16 protein-coding genes are annotated in these 14,769 nt (G+C 62.3%); 12 read left to right on the forward strand and 4 right to left on the reverse strand.

Going from position 1 to position 14,769, the window contains the following annotated elements; translation table 11 throughout:
• Window positions 1–8 precede the first annotated feature (8 nt).
• From LCM4573_RS09225 to LCM4573_RS09250, 6 genes are all read left to right on the forward strand, one after another.
• Window positions 9–212 carry a twin transmembrane helix small protein gene (locus LCM4573_RS09225; protein WP_071005991.1) on the forward strand — a complete coding sequence of 68 codons (204 nt, stop codon included), beginning with the start codon at window positions 9–11 and terminating at the stop codon, window positions 210–212.
• 9 nt (window positions 213–221) lie between these two features.
• Window positions 222–800: a cob(I)yrinic acid a,c-diamide adenosyltransferase gene (locus LCM4573_RS09230; RefSeq protein ID WP_071005992.1), complete on the forward strand. Its 579-nt coding sequence runs from the start codon at window positions 222–224 to the stop codon at window positions 798–800.
• A 24-nt stretch (window positions 801–824) separates the two neighbouring features.
• On the forward strand, window positions 825–1,568 hold the full coding sequence (locus LCM4573_RS09235; protein ID WP_071005993.1) for a rhomboid family intramembrane serine protease: 744 nt from the start codon (window positions 825–827) through the stop codon (window positions 1,566–1,568).
• Window positions 1,569–1,708: 140 nt separating this feature from the next.
• Window positions 1,709–2,455, forward strand: a complete 747-nt coding sequence (locus LCM4573_RS09240; protein WP_071005994.1) for an electron transfer flavoprotein subunit beta/FixA family protein — start codon at window positions 1,709–1,711, stop codon at window positions 2,453–2,455.
• Between the two features lie 32 nt (window positions 2,456–2,487).
• On the forward strand, window positions 2,488–3,417 hold the full coding sequence (locus tag LCM4573_RS09245) for an electron transfer flavoprotein subunit alpha/FixB family protein (RefSeq protein ID WP_071005995.1): 930 nt from the start codon (window positions 2,488–2,490) through the stop codon (window positions 3,415–3,417).
• Window positions 3,418–3,557: 140 nt separating this feature from the next.
• Window positions 3,558–4,436, forward strand: a complete 879-nt coding sequence (locus LCM4573_RS09250; protein ID WP_071005996.1) for a 3-hydroxybutyryl-CoA dehydrogenase — start codon at window positions 3,558–3,560, stop codon at window positions 4,434–4,436.
• A 160-nt stretch (window positions 4,437–4,596) separates the two neighbouring features.
• Here LCM4573_RS09250 and tlpA read toward each other — a convergent pair whose 3' ends face one another.
• The gene (gene tlpA, locus LCM4573_RS09255; RefSeq protein ID WP_071005997.1) at window positions 4,597–5,274 is read right to left on the reverse strand and encodes a thiol:disulfide interchange protein TlpA; all 678 of its coding nucleotides are present in this window, start codon (window positions 5,272–5,274) and stop codon (window positions 4,597–4,599) included.
• 22 nt (window positions 5,275–5,296) lie between these two features.
• On the opposite strand from tlpA, the gene argH reads away from it, so the two are divergent.
• The 4 genes from argH to LCM4573_RS09275 all read left to right on the forward strand — a co-directional run bounded on the left by argH (window position 5,297) and on the right by LCM4573_RS09275 (window position 11,090).
• Window positions 5,297–6,700: an argininosuccinate lyase gene (gene argH, locus LCM4573_RS09260; protein WP_071006271.1), complete on the forward strand. Its 1,404-nt coding sequence runs from the start codon at window positions 5,297–5,299 to the stop codon at window positions 6,698–6,700.
• An 86-nt stretch (window positions 6,701–6,786) separates the two neighbouring features.
• Window positions 6,787–6,981, forward strand: coding sequence for an LPS translocon maturation chaperone LptM (locus LCM4573_RS09265; RefSeq protein WP_071005998.1), 195 nt, complete (start codon window positions 6,787–6,789; stop codon window positions 6,979–6,981).
• Window positions 6,982–6,990: 9 nt separating this feature from the next.
• Window positions 6,991–8,259, forward strand: a complete 1,269-nt coding sequence (lysA, locus tag LCM4573_RS09270; protein ID WP_071005999.1) for a diaminopimelate decarboxylase — start codon at window positions 6,991–6,993, stop codon at window positions 8,257–8,259.
• A gap of 134 nt (window positions 8,260–8,393) precedes the next feature.
• Window positions 8,394–11,090 (forward strand): TIGR02302 family protein, encoded by a 2,697-nt coding sequence (locus LCM4573_RS09275; RefSeq protein WP_071006000.1) that lies wholly within the window; start codon window positions 8,394–8,396, stop codon window positions 11,088–11,090.
• Between the two features lie 33 nt (window positions 11,091–11,123).
• Here LCM4573_RS09275 and LCM4573_RS09280 read toward each other — a convergent pair whose 3' ends face one another.
• The 3 genes from LCM4573_RS09280 to LCM4573_RS09290 all read right to left on the reverse strand — a co-directional run bounded on the left by LCM4573_RS09280 (window position 11,124) and on the right by LCM4573_RS09290 (window position 12,865).
• Window positions 11,124–11,483 (reverse strand): response regulator, encoded by a 360-nt coding sequence (locus tag LCM4573_RS09280; protein ID WP_071006001.1) that lies wholly within the window; start codon window positions 11,481–11,483, stop codon window positions 11,124–11,126.
• A gap of 103 nt (window positions 11,484–11,586) precedes the next feature.
• Entirely contained in the window at window positions 11,587–12,150 is a 564-nt protein-coding gene (gene hpt / locus LCM4573_RS09285) for a hypoxanthine phosphoribosyltransferase (protein ID WP_071006002.1), read from the reverse strand.
• A 52-nt stretch (window positions 12,151–12,202) separates the two neighbouring features.
• Window positions 12,203–12,865 carry a hypothetical protein gene (locus LCM4573_RS09290; RefSeq protein WP_071006003.1) on the reverse strand — a complete coding sequence of 221 codons (663 nt, stop codon included), beginning with the start codon at window positions 12,863–12,865 and terminating at the stop codon, window positions 12,203–12,205.
• A 199-nt stretch (window positions 12,866–13,064) separates the two neighbouring features.
• On the opposite strand from LCM4573_RS09290, the gene ftsE reads away from it, so the two are divergent.
• Window positions 13,065–13,724 carry a cell division ATP-binding protein FtsE gene (gene ftsE / locus LCM4573_RS09295; protein WP_071006004.1) on the forward strand — a complete coding sequence of 220 codons (660 nt, stop codon included), beginning with the start codon at window positions 13,065–13,067 and terminating at the stop codon, window positions 13,722–13,724.
• A gap of 70 nt (window positions 13,725–13,794) precedes the next feature.
• Window positions 13,795–14,745: a cell division protein FtsX gene (locus LCM4573_RS09300; RefSeq protein WP_407071725.1), complete on the forward strand. Its 951-nt coding sequence runs from the start codon at window positions 13,795–13,797 to the stop codon at window positions 14,743–14,745.
• The last annotated feature ends 24 nt before the right edge of the window (window positions 14,746–14,769 follow it).

The following is a 14,769-nucleotide window of genomic DNA, read 5'->3' on the forward strand; positions in this document are numbered from 1 at the left end:
TTCCACTCATGTCCACTTTCGCCACCGTTCTTACCCTTCTCGTCATGGGTCTCGTCGTGCTCGTCCTGATCCGCGGGCTGTTCAATATGCTGAAGGGCGGCAGCGGCAACAAATCGAACAAGCTGATGCAGATGCGCCTGCTCTTGCAGGCGATCGCGATCGTGCTCATCATGTTCACGCTCTGGTTGACCGGCGGCGGACGCCCGAGCTGAGGATGACGGATGGTCAAGCTCAATAAGATCTACACGCGCACCGGCGACAGCGGCACCACCGCGCTGGTCTCGGGCCCGCGCAGAGAAAAGCACGATCTGCGGATCGAAGCCTTCGGGACCGTGGACGAGGTCAATTCCGCGCTGGGCGTGGTGCGCCTCCACACCATAGGGGAAGGGGAGCTCGATGCCATGCTCTTCCGCATCCAGAACGATCTTTTCGATCTCGGCGCCGATCTCGCAACGCCCGACACCGGCGAGCAACCCCAATACGAGCCGCTGAGGATCGTGGACACCCAGGTGGAGCGGCTGGAGGCCGAGATCGACCAGCTCAATGCCGGGCTTGATCCGCTGAACTCCTTCGTACTGCCGGGCGGCAGCCCCGCCGCAGCGCATTTGCATCTCGCGCGCACAGTTGCGCGGCGGGCCGAGCGGCTGATGGTGGAACTTTCCCGCCAGGAAGGCGAGATGGTGGGCCGGCCGGCGCTCAAATACATAAACCGCCTTTCGGACTTCCTTTTCGTGGCGGCGAGATACATGAACGGCGGCRGCAAGGCCGATATTCTCTGGGTCCCTGGCAAGAACCGCTGAGACGAGGCGGGGAGGCAAGAAGCAATGTTCATCCCGCTCCATGACAGGAACGACCTCAAATATATCCGCGTCCAGTACGTGACGATCGGCCTGATCCTCGCCAATGTGCTGGTCTGGCTGGTCGCGACCGTCGCACTGGACCAGATCGCCAATCTGGCGGCACTGGGATTTGGCTTCATCCCGGCGGTCGTCTTCAACCATGCCGTGCTCGATCCCTCGCTGGTGATCGTGCCGGAGGATGCGACCTTCATCACCTACGCCTTCCTGCACCTCGATTTCTGGCATCTCGCCTCGAACATGCTCTTCCTCTGGGTGTTCGGCGACAATGTCGAGGATGCGCTCGGGCACATGCGCTTTCTGATCTTCTACCTGCTCTGCGCGGCGGCCGGCGCCCTGGTGCACGGCTTCGTGGCCCCGACCTCGGAAGGGCCGCTGATCGGCGCCTCCGGCGCCATATCCGGCGTGGTTGCCGCCTATTTCCTGCTGCATCCACGCGTGCGGGTCTGGGTTCTCGTACTTTTCCGCATACCGCTGCCACTGCCTGCCTTCATTCCGCTGGCGCTGTGGATCGCCCAGCAATTCGTCATGCTGGTTTTCGATCTGGACGGCATGATCTCCTGGGGTGCTCATGTGGGCGGTATTCTGGCCGGCGCTCTCCTGGTCCTCGTCATGCGCCGCAAGGGCGTGCCGCTTTTCGACCGCACGCTGGTCAAGCCGCGGGCGATGGAGACCAAGACGAGCATTCCCAGCGTGCCTCTGGCCGAATAGCGCCATGAGAAAAGAGCATGGCGGACTGCGAAAACCTCGTTGTCTTCGGGGAAAAAATGCTTATCCATGTCGCCCATTGAATATCGGATAGACGGGAGAAGCCGCATCTTGCGGCAGGAGAACGTTCAAGGAAGGACCCCATGAAAATCCTCGTCCCAGTAAAACGCGTGGTCGATTACAACGTGAAGATCCGGGTGAAGCCGGATGGTTCGGGCGTCGAGCTTGCCAATGTGAAGATGTCGATGAACCCGTTCGACGAGATTTCGGTCGAGGAAGCCCTGCGCCTGAAGGAGGCCGGCAAGGCCGAGGAAGTGGTGGTGGTTTCGATCGGTCCTGCAAAGGCGGAAGAGACGCTGCGCACCGCGCTTGCCATGGGCGCCGACCGGGCGATCCTGATCGAGACGGACGACGTGGTCGAGCCGCTGGCGGTCGCCAAGATTTTGAAGGGTGTCGCTGAGGCCGAACAGCCGGGGCTGATCATCGTCGGCAAGCAGGCGATCGACGACGATTCGAACCAGACCGGCCAGATGCTGGCGGCCCTCCTCGGCTCCGCCCAGGCGACTTTCGCCTCCAAAATTGAGATCGGCGACGGCAAGGCCAAGGTCACCCGCGAGGTGGACGGCGGCCTGCAGACGATCGAGGTGAAGCTGCCGGCGGTGGTGACCACCGACCTTCGCCTGAACGAGCCGCGCTATGCCTCGCTGCCGAACATCATGAAGGCGAAGAAGAAGCCCCTCGACAAGAAGACGCCTTCCGATTTCGGCGTCGATACAGCGCCGCGCCTGAAGGTGCTGAAGACCGAGGAGCCTTCCGGCCGCAAGGCGGGCATCAAGGTCAAGAGCGTCGAGGAGCTCGTCGCGAACCTGAAGACCGCAGGCATTCTTTGATTTGAACCGGAAGAGATAGGGAGAAACATATCATGGCCATTCTTCTTCTGGCAGAACACGACAACAACAGCCTTTCCGATCAGACCGCCAAGGCGCTAACCGCGGCGACGCAGATCGGCGGCGATGTCCACATTCTCGTGGCCGGCTCCAGCGCAAAAGCCGCAGCCGATGAGGCCGCCAAGCTTTCCGGTGTCTCCAAGGTGCTGCTCGCCGACGACGCCAGCCTCGCCAACCGGCTTGCCGAGCCGCTGGCCGACCTGATCGTCTCGCTCGCCGGTTCCTACGACACGATCGTGGCGCCTGCGACCGCGGCAGCCAAGAACGTCATGCCGCGGGTTGCCGCCCTTCTGGACGTAGCTCAGGTCTCGGAAATCATCGAAGTCGTTTCGCCGGATACGTTCAAGCGGCCGATCTATGCCGGTAACGCCATCCAGACCGTACAGACGACCGACGCCAAAAAGGTCATCACCGTCCGTACCGCTTCCTTCCAGGCTGCTGCGGAAGGCGGTTCGGCATCGGTCGAGACCGTTTCGGCCGCCGCAAATCCCGGTATATCGAGCTTCGTGTCGGACGAGCTTTCCTCCTCGGAACGTCCCGAACTCACCTCGGCGAAGATCATCATCTCCGGCGGTCGCGCGCTCGGCTCGTCGGAGAAGTTCAAGGAAGTCATCCTTCCCGTCGCCGACAAGCTCGGCGCAGCCGTCGGTGCTTCCCGTGCCGCAGTCGATGCGGGCTATGCCCCGAACGACTGGCAGGTCGGCCAGACCGGTAAGGTGGTCGCCCCCGATCTCTATATCGCCGCAGGCATTTCCGGCGCCATCCAGCATCTCGCGGGCATGAAGGATTCGAAGATCATCGTCGCGATCAACAAGGACGAGGAAGCACCGATCTTCCAGGTCGCCGATTATGGCATCGTCGGAGACCTCTTCGAGATTCTGYCGCAGCTTGAAAAGGCTCTCTAAGAACGAGCCTTTCACAAACGCGAAAAAACTGGAAAAATACCCGCCAGCGGAATAACAATCTGCCGGGCTGCATCACCGCAGTCCGGCATTTTCATGATAGACGTGGGATGCGCGGCTGGGGCGCAGACGAGGGAGCGAGTATGGTAGCCTTGAAGAATATCGGCATCATCGGAGCAGGCCAGATGGGCTGCGGTATTGCGCATGTGAGCGCGGTCGCCGGCTACACGGTGCAGATGTACGACCTTTCGAAGGATCGCATCGAGGCAGCACTCGCCACCATCAACGGCAACCTGGCCCGCCAGGTCTCCAACGGCAAGCTCTCCGACGAGGATCGCCAGGCAGCGCTTGCCCGCATTTCCGGCTCCGCGGACATCAACGATCTCGCGCCGATGGATCTGGTGATAGAGGCCGCCACCGAGGAAGAGGCGGTCAAGCGCAAGATCTATGCGCAGGTCTGCCCCGTCCTGAAGCCGGAGGCCATGCTGGCTACCAACACCTCTTCTCTTTCCATCACGCGGCTTGCTTCGGCCACCGACCGGCCGGAGCGTTTCATGGGCATTCATTTCATGAACCCCGTGCCGATCATGAAGCTCGTGGAACTGGTGCGCGGCATCGCCACCGAGGAAAGCACCTTCCAGGCCGCCAAGGATTTCGTGGCGACGCTCGAAAAGACGGTGACGGTGGCCGAGGACTTCCCGGCCTTCATCGTCAACCGCATCCTTCTGCCGATGATCAACGAGGCGATCTACACGCTTTATGAAGGCGTGGGTTCGGTGGAGGCGATCGATACCGCGATGAAGCTCGGAGCCAACCACCCGATGGGGCCTCTGCAGCTTGCCGATTTCATCGGCCTGGACACCTGTCTTTCAATCATGCAGGTGCTGCATGACGGGCTCGCCGACAGCAAGTACCGCCCCTGCCCGCTGCTGGTGAAATATGTCGAGGCCGGCTGGCTCGGCCGCAAATCCGGCCGCGGCTTCTACGATTATCGCGGTGAGACGCCCGTCCCGACGCGGTAGTTATTTGCCCCTCACCCCGCCTCCGCTTCGCTCGGCGCACCCTCTCCCCGTAAACGGAGTGAGGGGGAACGGATATGGCGCGGCATAACCCTTCTCCCCGTCAAACGGGGAGAAGGTGGCGGCAGCCGGATGAGGGGTACACGTCCAAAAGCGAGATTAACTAATCCCCTTTCGCAGCCGCAATCAGCGCCTTCGCGTCCTCGCTGTCCCAGGCGGCGGGGCCGTTCATGGCCGAGATCAAGCAACCCTGCTTGTCGAGGATAAGGGTGACGGGTAGGCCGAAGGCGAGGCCTTCCTTCTTCATCACGTTGAAGACGCCCATTGAACTATCACGATAATAGCCCAGCGCATCGACGCCGGTTTCGGCAAGGAAGGCCTTCGGTTTCTCGTCACTGCCGGTATCGATATTGACGGCAACCACCTCGAAATCTTCGCCGCCCATTTCCTTCTCGAGCGCGTTGAGCGCCGGCATCTCCTCCCTGCAGGGGCCGCACCAGGTGGCCCAGAGATTGAGGAGTACGGTCTTGCCCGCAAAGTCGGCGGTCTTGAGATCCTGCCCTTCCGGCCCCTTGAAGGAAAGCTCGAGCGGGCGGGGCGGCTCGGCGGCCACCATGGCGGCGACCTGCCCCTTGGCGAACTCCGAAACGGATTTCACCCTGGCGACCGCTCCCTCGCATATGCCCGCCGTTTGCACAGAGGCGATATCGGCGACTTCCTCGCCATTGCCAGACCCCATACTCCTCACGTATACCGCCACGGCGCCGGCCAGCACTCCGGCTACGGCGGCAATCAAGATCAGTCTGGCGGAAGGAAGGCCGAGGGGTCTTTTGGTCGTCATCAACTACTCCAGGACAGTCATCATGGCAGACGGTACGAAGGACGCGGTATCCTCCAACCAGATGTGGGGCGGTCGCTTCGCTTCCGGGCCGGATGCGATCATGGAGGAAATAAATGCCTCCATCGGCTTCGACAAGAAGCTGTTCGCCCAGGACATCCGCGGCTCAATGGCGCATGCGACCATGCTGGCGGAAAAAGGCATCATTTCCCGCGAAGATAAAGACAAGATTATCTCCGGCCTGAACACGATCATGTCAGAGATCGAAAGCGGCAAGTTCGAGTTCTCCCGCAAACTCGAAGACATTCACATGAACATCGAGGCGCGGCTTGCCGCGCTGATCGGCCCGGCCGCCGGCCGGCTTCATACGGCCCGTTCGCGCAACGACCAGGTGGCGCTCGATTTCCGTCTCTGGGTCAAGGAGGAGCTTGCCAAGACGGAAGCGATGCTGACGAACCTGATCGCCGCCTTCCTCGACCGGGCGGAAGAACATGCCGATACGGTCATGCCGGGCTTCACGCATCTGCAGACCGCCCAGCCGGTGACCTTCGGCCACCATTGCATGGCCTATGTTGAGATGTTCGGCCGTGACCGCGCCCGCGTACGTCACGCGATCGACCATCTCGACGAGAGCCCGATCGGCRCCGCCGCGCTCGCCGGCACCGGCTTTCCGATCGACCGCCACATGACGGCAAAGGCGCTCGGCTTCCGCGAACCTACACGCAATTCGATCGATACCGTTTCCKACCGCGACTTCGCGCTGGAATTCCTGTCCGTGGCGGCGATCTGCGCGGTGCATCTCTCCCGCCTGGCCGAAGAAATCGTCATCTGGTCGACGCCGCAATTCGRCTTCGTCCGCCTCTCCGACGCCTTCTCGACCGGCTCTTCCATCATGCCGCAGAAGAAGAACCCGGATGCCGCCGAACTGGTGCGCGCCAAGACCGGCCGCATCAACGGTTCGCTGGTCGCGCTGTTGACCGTCATGAAGGGCCTGCCGCTCGCCTATTCGAAGGACATGCAGGAAGACAAGGAACAGGTTTTCGATGCGGCGGAGAACCTGGAACTCGCCATTGCGGCCATGACCGGCATGATGCGCGACATGACCATCAACAAGGACRGGATGCGCGCCGCGGCCGGTTCCGGCTATTCGACCGCGACCGATCTGGCCGACTGGCTGGTGCGCGAGGCGGGCCTTCCGTTCCGCGATGCCCATCACGTCACCGGCCGCGCCGTGGCGCTTGCGGAGAGCAAGGGCTGCGATCTTGCGGAACTTTCACTGGCCGAGTTGCAGGCGATCCATTCCGCCATCACCGAGAAGGTCTTCGACGTGCTTTCGGTCGATGCATCGGTTGCCAGCCGCACCAGCTTCGGCGGCACCGCGCCCGCCGAGGTGAGGAAGCAGATCGCCTGGTGGCGCGCCAAGAATTGATGATGCGATCGATGCCGGAATAATGACTGCACAAGCGGCCGGAACTTCGCTATGACAGTGCCGCTGCTCGCGCCGGAGAAAAGAAAATGTCGAAAACCCTGGTAAACCTTGCCCGCCTCACCCTGGTGCTGAGCCTCACCGGCATCGTAGCCGTCGGCTGCGGCCGCAAGGGCGACCTCGATCGGCCGAGCACGCCCGTAGAGCAGCAGAACAAACGCGGCGGCCCCGCGAAGGCGCAGCCTGCGCAAGACCGGCCCTTCCTTCTCGACCCGCTTCTCTAGAGCTTCGCCGTGAACCATTTTCATTATATCGACGGCGTGCTGCACGCCGAGAACGTAGCTATCCCGGAGATCGCCAAGGCGGTCGGGACGCCGTGCTACGTCTATTCGACTGCGACGCTGGAGCGTCACTACAAGGTCTTCGCCAAGGCCTTCGCCGACGTCGACACCATGGTCTGCTATGCCATGAAGGCGAATTCCAACCAGGCGGTGCTGAAGACGCTCGGACGCCTGGGTGCCGGCGTCGACGTGGTTTCCGGCGGCGAGCTCCGCCGCGCGCTTTCGGCAGGCATTCCGGCAAGCCGCATCATGTTCTCCGGCGTCGGCAAGACGGCCGGCGAGATGGACCTCGCTCTCGAAGCCGGCATCTATTGCTTCAACGTGGAATCCGAGCCGGAACTGGAAGTGCTGAATGCCCGCGCCGTGAAGGCGGGAAAGAAGGCGCATGTATCCTTCCGCATCAATCCTGATGTCGATGCTGGAACCCATGCGAAGATTTCGACGGGCAAGAAGGAAAACAAATTCGGCATCTCCTACGAGCGCGCCCGTGACGTCTACGCCCATGCCGCGACCTTGCCTGGGATCGACGTGACCGGCATCGACATGCATATCGGCAGCCAGATCACCGAGCTGCAACCCTTCGAGGACGCCTTCCGGCTGCTGAGAGAACTCGTGGACACGCTGCGCGGCGACGGCCACCGCATCGATCATGTGGATATTGGCGGCGGGCTGGGCATTCCCTACAAGGACGACAATACGCCGCCTCCGCTGCCGGACGCCTATGCGGATACGGTCAAGCGCCAGCTTCGCTCGCTGAATTGCAAGATCGTCACCGAACCCGGACGGCTGATCGTCGGCAATGCCGGAATTCTCGTCACCGAAGTCATCTATGTGAAGGACACGGGCGAGAAGCACTTCGTGATCGTTGACGGCGCCATGAACGACCTCATACGTCCAACGCTTTATGATGCTTATCACATGATCCGCCCGGTCGTCGCGCCGTCGGCAGACACACCGCGCATCAGGGGCGACGTGGTCGGTCCCGTGTGCGAAACCGGCGATTACCTGGCATTGGACCGGGAGATGGCCGCACCGCAGCCCGGCGATCTGATCGCTGTCGCTTCGGCGGGTGCCTATGGCGCGGTGCAGGCCGGAACCTACAACTCGCGCCTGCTGGTGCCGGAGGTTCTGGTAAAGGGTAGCGACTTCCATGTGGTGCGCCCGCGCGGCACCTACGAGCAGCTTATCGGCCTCGATTCCGTGCCCGAATGGCTCGGTTGACCGGCTGACGCCGCGTTCACTTTTGCGGGAAACCGGGCAAATAATGGGAACGGAAAGCTCCCTGCCCTCGTCTTCGCCATAAAGATCGCTATCCTTAGTGTGGATTTGCGCCGCCACGATCGGAGACGGACCGCATGAGCTTCACCCGCAAAGGTGCATTCGAATCGCATCCCTTGCTTGCGCGCCGCGTGGCGCTGAAGCGCTCTTTTGCGCGGGTCGTACTGTTCTTCGAGCGGCTTTTGCCGCTCCTCCTGCCGCCGCTCGGCATTGCCGCGCTCTTTCTTTCCGTCGCCTGGTTCGGCATTTTCCGCTTCTCGCCGGATTGGCTTTGCTGGCTCCTGGCGGCGGGCTTCGGCGTCGCCTTCCTCTATACGCTTCTTCCGCTGGCCCGGTTGCGCTGGCCCGAACCCCATGAGGCCGACCGGCTTCTGGAGGAACGAAACGATCTGCCGCACCAGCCAGTCGCCGTGCAGGAAGACGAGCCCGCCTTCGAAACACCCTTCTCGCGGGCGCTCTGGAAGGAGCACCAGATCCGCATGGCCGAGCGTATCGCCGCGCTTGATGCCGGTCTGCCGCAGCCGGATATCGCCAAGCATGACCGTTTCGCGCTGCGCACCATCCCCGCGCTCGTGTTCGTGGTGGCGCTCGGCTACTCCTTCTCGAACAGCGGCGGTTCGCTCAGCGACATCTTCCGCGCCTCGGCGCCGGCCGCCAGCACCAACCCGGACCTGCGCATCGATGCCTGGCTGACGCCGCCCTCCTATACCGGCCGCGCGCCAGTGTTTCTTACGGGAAACGAGGTAGCCCAGAACAAAACCTTCTCGCTTCCGCAACATTCGGACCTGACGGTGCGACTGACCGGGGGCGACGGGCTCGAGGTCGTAGAATTTGCGCCAAGCGCGGGAGAAGGCCCGGTCGCGTTGGTAAGCCAGGAAGCGCTTGCCTTGCAGAAGAAAGCCCAGCAGGAAGGCGCCGAGAATGCGGACGCCGTCCCGGCGAACGCGGAGGACGAGGGCAGACCGTTGCCCCGCCGCACCTATTCCATGAAACTGGAAGAGAACGGGGAGCTGACGGTCAACGGCCAGCTTTGGACATTTGAGGCCATCCCGGATCGCCCACCTGAGATCAGCTTCGACAAGCCCCCCCGCAGAGCCATCAATGGAGCACTTGAAATCGGCTTTATCGGCAAGGACGATTACGGGATCCGTGAAGCTCACGCCATCATCGAACCGATAGAAGCCAGCGATCCGGCGGCAACGCCGCTTTATCCGCCCCCGACCTTTCCCCTGGAGCTTCCCCGCCGGGGCGGTGCCGAGGTCAAGGGGCTGACCGGGCGCGACTTGACCGATCATCCGCTGGCGGGACAGAAGGTTCGCGTAACCCTGGTGGCGAAGGACGGCGCGGGCCAGACGGGTCAAAGCCCGCCGCAGGAGATAATCCTGCCGTCTCGGCCATTCTCCGAACCTCTGGCTGCGGCAGTCGCCGAAGAACGCCAGGTCTTTGCGCTCGATACGCGTCAAATGCCCCGCGCCATCGAGCTCAATGAAGCGCTTGCGCTGCGCCCCGACGAGACGATCCCCAACCTGAAGCATTTTCTGCTGATCCGCTCGGCGCTCGGGCGCATGCAGCAGGCTCGTGGCGAAGAACAATTGAAGGAGACTGCCGAATATCTCTGGCAGATCGCGCGGGGCATCGAGGATGGCGATCTTTCCGAGGCCGAGCAACGGTTGCGCGACGCGCAGAACGCCCTCAACGAGGCCCTGAAAAACGGCGCGTCCGACCAGGAGATCRCCCAGCTGATGAAAGAGCTGCGCGAGGCCATGCAGCAGTTCATGAACGAGCTTGCCCAGCGGCTGCAGAACAATCCCCAGGCATCGCAGAACATGCAGGCCCAGAACGTACTTCGTCAGCAGGACCTGCAGAACATGATGGACCAGATCGAGAATCTGGCCCGTTCGGGCAACCGCGATGCCGCCCAGCAGCTCCTATCCGAACTACAGCGGATGATGAACAACCTCCAGGCCGGCCGCATGCAGCGAGGCCAACAGGGCCAGCAGCAGAACAGCCCGATGCGCGAACAGATCGACCGGCTCGGCGACATCATGCAGGAACAGCAGCGGCTCATGGACCAGACGTTCAGGCTGGACCAAGCCCTGCGCGATCGCATGCAGCGCGGCAAMCCCGACCAACCCTATGAACAAGGGCAGCCCGGACAGCCGCAGCAGGGCCAACCCGGCCAGCAGCAACAACAGCAGGGGCAGCAAGGGCAGCAACCCACCGACCAGATGACAGCCGAACAGTTGCGCGAGGCGCTCCGGAACCTGCGCGCCCAGCAGGACGGCCTCGGACAGAAACTGCAGGAACTCCAGAAGGGCCTTGAAGGGATGGGCATGCAGCCCAGTGAAGGCTTCGGCCAGGCAGAGCGGGAAATGGGCAATGCCGGCCGCGCGCTCGGCCAAGGCCAGGGCGAGCAGGCCGTTCAGGGTCAAGGCAATGCGCTGAATGCGCTACGCCAGGGCGCCCAGAACATGATGCAGCAGATGATGCAGGCCATGYAGCAGAGCGGCGAAGGCCAAGGCTCCGAGCAGAGCATTGCGGGCCAAGGTGGCCAGGACGACCGCGAYCCGCTTGGCCGTCCGCGTGGGGATTCAGAGAGTGGTCTCGACAATGGCGGAACCAAAGTACCCGACGAAATCGAGGTGGAGCAAGCGCGGCGGATTCTAAACGCTATCCGCGAGAAGCTGGGTACGGCCATACAGGAAAGACTCATGAATCCCTCGRCAAGCGAAACCGAGCGGCAATATCTGGAACGCCTCCTGGAGATCCGCTGACCTCAGCCGCTACGGGCTGGCAAAGCCGCTGCCTCAGGCGGCAAGCGCCATGGCGACCGCCTTGCGGATATCAGGCAGCGCGAAAGGCTTTTGGACCACATCCACGATCTTCGACTGGAGATCGTCGGCACGCTCGCGCTGCTCGGCATAGCCGGTCATCAGCAAGATCTTGAGGCTGGGAAACCGCTCCGCGGCCTGATGCGCCAGTTCGATCCCGTCCATCACCGGCATGCGGATATCGGAGAGCAGAAGATCGAAATCCGTTTCGCCGAGCCTCTCCAGCCCTTCGGCGCCATCGCCGGCCTCATAAGTCTCATGACCATCGAGACGAAGCGCCCGTGCAACGAAGCTGCGCAGCGTATCCTCATCCTCGGTAATCAAGATCTTGGCCATAGCGATCATCGCTCCCTGTATGTGTCAAATCGGGAGCAACTCACCAGAGTTTTCTTGTCGAGGAGTAAACGCCGGGGCCCTCAGAACCGGCATGGTTAACACCTTACGACTTTTGCGCTTCCTCATCCACGTCGCCGGTGACGACACCGACGAAGGGAAGCTCTCGGAAAGCATAGGCAACGTCCATGCCGTAGCCCACGACGAAATAGTCCGGGCATTCGAACCCAACATATTCCGCCTCCAGCGCCTCTTTGCGCTTTACATGCTTGTCGAGCAGCACGGCGACGGTGACGTTGCGCGCGCCGCGCTCATAGAGAATTTCCTTGGCGAATTTGAGCGTGCGGCCGGATTCCAGGATGTCGTCGATCAGGAGTACGTCGCGATCCTTCACATCGCTATCGATGTCCTTGACGATGCGCACTCCTTGCGAGACCGTGCCGCTGCCGTAGCTCGACAGGGTGATGAACTCGACTTCCGGGGCGAGCCCCGTTTCGTGCAACGCGCGAAGAAGATCGGCCGCGAAGATGAAGGAGCCCTTGAGGATAGCGATGACCAGGAGGTCCTTGGTCGGCCCATTGGCGATTTCCGCCGCTATGGCCCGATTGCGCTCGGCGATCTGTTCGGCGGTGAAAAGCGGCTCGATGATCTTGCCGCGCACGACGGGCATGAGGTTCTCCTGCGTGTCCCTAAAGATGCGCGCTTAGCACAACCACGTCGCTTTAGGCACCCTGCGCAGCAAAGGAAAGGCGAAGATCGGGCAGTTTTCCACCGGGGTGAGGCACGCGGGCCGAAAAACCGTGGCTGCGCCCGCCTTCGATGGCGACAACGGGTGCGCCGATGAGAGTGCTCGTCAGCACCTTTTCATCGGTCATCAATTCCGCGCGGATGGAGGGCATTTCAAGCCTTTCCTCCCCGCGGTTTTCCACGATACCGTTGATCAGGAGCACGCGCATGCCGTTGGCGTCCTGCGGCGTAAGGCTCACATGCGTTATGTCGAGGGCAGGACCGGCATCGGCTTCAGCCGCCCCCCTAAAGAGCGAGAAACCGCCGGCAAGCCCGAAGACAGCGACGAAGATCGCGGCCAGCACGGCAGAAAACATATCGGCGGAAAGCCGCATCAGGACCCTCTCGAGCCGATTGACGGCGCCAACGATGCCATCCCGAATCGGATTATGGGCGACCGTGGGGAGAGGCATTGCCTTGCTGTTATCGTTCTGGAAGCCGTGGCGGCCGCGCAGGCTAGCGCCGAGCGTCACGAACTCCGCATCATCCGCATCCCGACGCGGACAAGGCCTGCGGGCGGAACGGCTCGCCTGACGTTCCGGCGGCAGGATATCCACGATCCTCACGACCTTCTCCTGCCGTGCGCCGGATGTGCTCATGGAGGCCTCCTTCTACCGTTTTCCCGGGTTTCAGGGAAAACGGGGCATTGAAACGAACCCCTCCCAGTCGTAAATTCGAATGGTTAATGCTTCGCAAAAATGGCCCGAAAATCGCCCTTTTCCGCGCGCGATTTGCAATTCGTTTACCCGCGTCGTTAACAGATGGCGGGATTTGAAAAACCAGAGACTGGGTTCTCCGTTGATCCATTTCGAAAATGTCGGCCTGCGGTACGGGATGGGCCCGGAAATCCTCCGGGATATGACCTTCGACATACCGAAGCGATCGTTCCAGTTCCTCACCGGCCCTTCCGGCGCCGGCAAGACGACGCTGTTGCGCCTGATGCTGATGTCGCTGCATCCGACCCGCGGCCTGATCCACATGTTCGGGCGTGACCTTTCGCAAATTCCTCGCACCGAACTGCCGATGCTGCGCCGCCGGGTCGGCATCGTCTTCCAGGATTTCCGCCTGCTCGATCACCTCACGACCTACGAGAACGTCGCCCTGCCGCTCAGAGTGCGAGGCAAGGACGAAGGTACCTACCGAAACGATGTGATCGAGCTTTTGAAATGGGTGGGGCTCGGCGAGCGCATCAACGTGCTGCCGCCGGTATTGTCGGGCGGGGAAAAGCAGCGCGCCGCGATCGCCCGCGCGCTGATCGATCGGCCGGAAATCCTGCTGGCGGACGAGCCCACGGGCAATGTCGATCCTCCCATGGCAAGACGTCTGCTCAATCTCTTCCTGGAGCTCAACCGCCTCGGGACCGCCGTCGTCATCGCCACGCATGACCTTGGACTGATGGATCAGGTCAATGCCCGGCGGATGATCCTGACTGAAGGACGCCTCGACATATATGAATGAGCTGAGCCGCCTCAGAGCCCGCAAGGTCGGGAAACCCTCAGCCACGGAGCAGCAGCCGCGGCGGACGGAGATGCATGTGCGGCCGACCGCCCCCATCCTGCCGGCTTCCAACATCCAGGGCAATGCGCTGATGGTGGTGATCGCCATCATGGCCTTCCTCGCCTGCCTGACGCTCGGCGCGGTCAGCATGGTGCGCGCGACCGCCGCCAGCTGGCAGAGCCAGATTTCCCGCGAGATCACCATACAGATCAAGCCCGAGGAAGGGCTGGATATGGATGCGGCGCTGCAGAAGGCGCGCGAGCTGGCTCTGACCTTCGTCGGCACGCGCTCTGGCACCATCATGGACGACGGCGYCACCGCGCGCCTGCTCGAGCCCTGGCTCGGCACCGGTCTGGATTTGAGCGAGCTGCCGGTTCCCCGCCTCGTCATCATCACGATCGATGAGCAGAACCCGCCGGATTTCGCCGCCATGCGCGATCTTCTGGCAAGCGAGGTTCCGCAAGCCTTCCTCGACGACCATCGCACCTGGGTGGATCGCCTGGTCTCCATGGCGCATACCACGGTGCTGATCGGCATCGGCGTTCTCGTGCTGGTCTTCACGGCGATGATCCTGACCGTGATCTTCGCCACGCGCGGGGCGCTTTCCGGCAACCGCCACATCGTGGAAGTGCTGCATTTCGTGGGCGCCGAGCGCTCGTTCGTGGCGACCGAATTTCAGAAGCATTTCCTGAAGATCAGCCTCAAGGGCTCGGCTGCGGGAAGCGCGCTTGCTGCCCTGTTGTTCGCCACGGCCAACCTCTGGCAGTCGCGCTCACTGGCGACCCCCGAGAGCGACCAGGCGACCGCCCTGTTCGGCTCCTTCACCATCGGGTTCGGCGGCTATCTCGGTATCTTCGCCACGATGATCGTGATCGCCCTGCTGACGACGCTCACCGCGCGTTTCACCGTCATGCGCACGATCGACGAGATCGATTTCATCCGCTCCGATCCCGCGCGCTCGGAAGGAGCGCCGCCTTCCTGAACCTGTCCATCGTTTTGCTGCGAG

It is taken from the genome of Rhizobium sp. LCM 4573, assembly GCF_001854865.1.
In the GTDB taxonomy this organism is placed as follows: domain Bacteria; phylum Pseudomonadota; class Alphaproteobacteria; order Rhizobiales; family Rhizobiaceae; genus Neorhizobium.

What these genes read in the sequence shown, in the direction of transcription:
- LCM4573_RS09225 (WP_071005991.1), top strand. Translation starts at nt 9, where the DNA reads ATGTCCACTTTCGCCACCGTTCTTACCCTTCTCGTCATGGGTCTCGTC.
- LCM4573_RS09235 (WP_071005993.1), top strand. Translation starts at nt 825, where the DNA reads ATGTTCATCCCGCTCCATGACAGGAACGACCTCAAATATATCCGCGTC.
- LCM4573_RS09240 (WP_071005994.1), top strand. Translation starts at nt 1,709, where the DNA reads ATGAAAATCCTCGTCCCAGTAAAACGCGTGGTCGATTACAACGTGAAG.
- LCM4573_RS09250 (WP_071005996.1), top strand. Translation starts at nt 3,558, where the DNA reads ATGGTAGCCTTGAAGAATATCGGCATCATCGGAGCAGGCCAGATGGGC.
- tlpA (WP_071005997.1), bottom strand. Translation starts at nt 5,274, where the DNA reads ATGACGACCAAAAGACCCCTCGGCCTTCCTTCCGCCAGACTGATCTTG.
- LCM4573_RS09265 (WP_071005998.1), top strand. Translation starts at nt 6,787, where the DNA reads ATGTCGAAAACCCTGGTAAACCTTGCCCGCCTCACCCTGGTGCTGAGC.
- LCM4573_RS09280 (WP_071006001.1), bottom strand. Translation starts at nt 11,483, where the DNA reads ATGGCCAAGATCTTGATTACCGAGGATGAGGATACGCTGCGCAGCTTC.
- hpt (WP_071006002.1), bottom strand. Translation starts at nt 12,150, where the DNA reads ATGCCCGTCGTGCGCGGCAAGATCATCGAGCCGCTTTTCACCGCCGAA.
- LCM4573_RS09290 (WP_071006003.1), bottom strand. Translation starts at nt 12,865, where the DNA reads ATGAGCACATCCGGCGCACGGCAGGAGAAGGTCGTGAGGATCGTGGAT.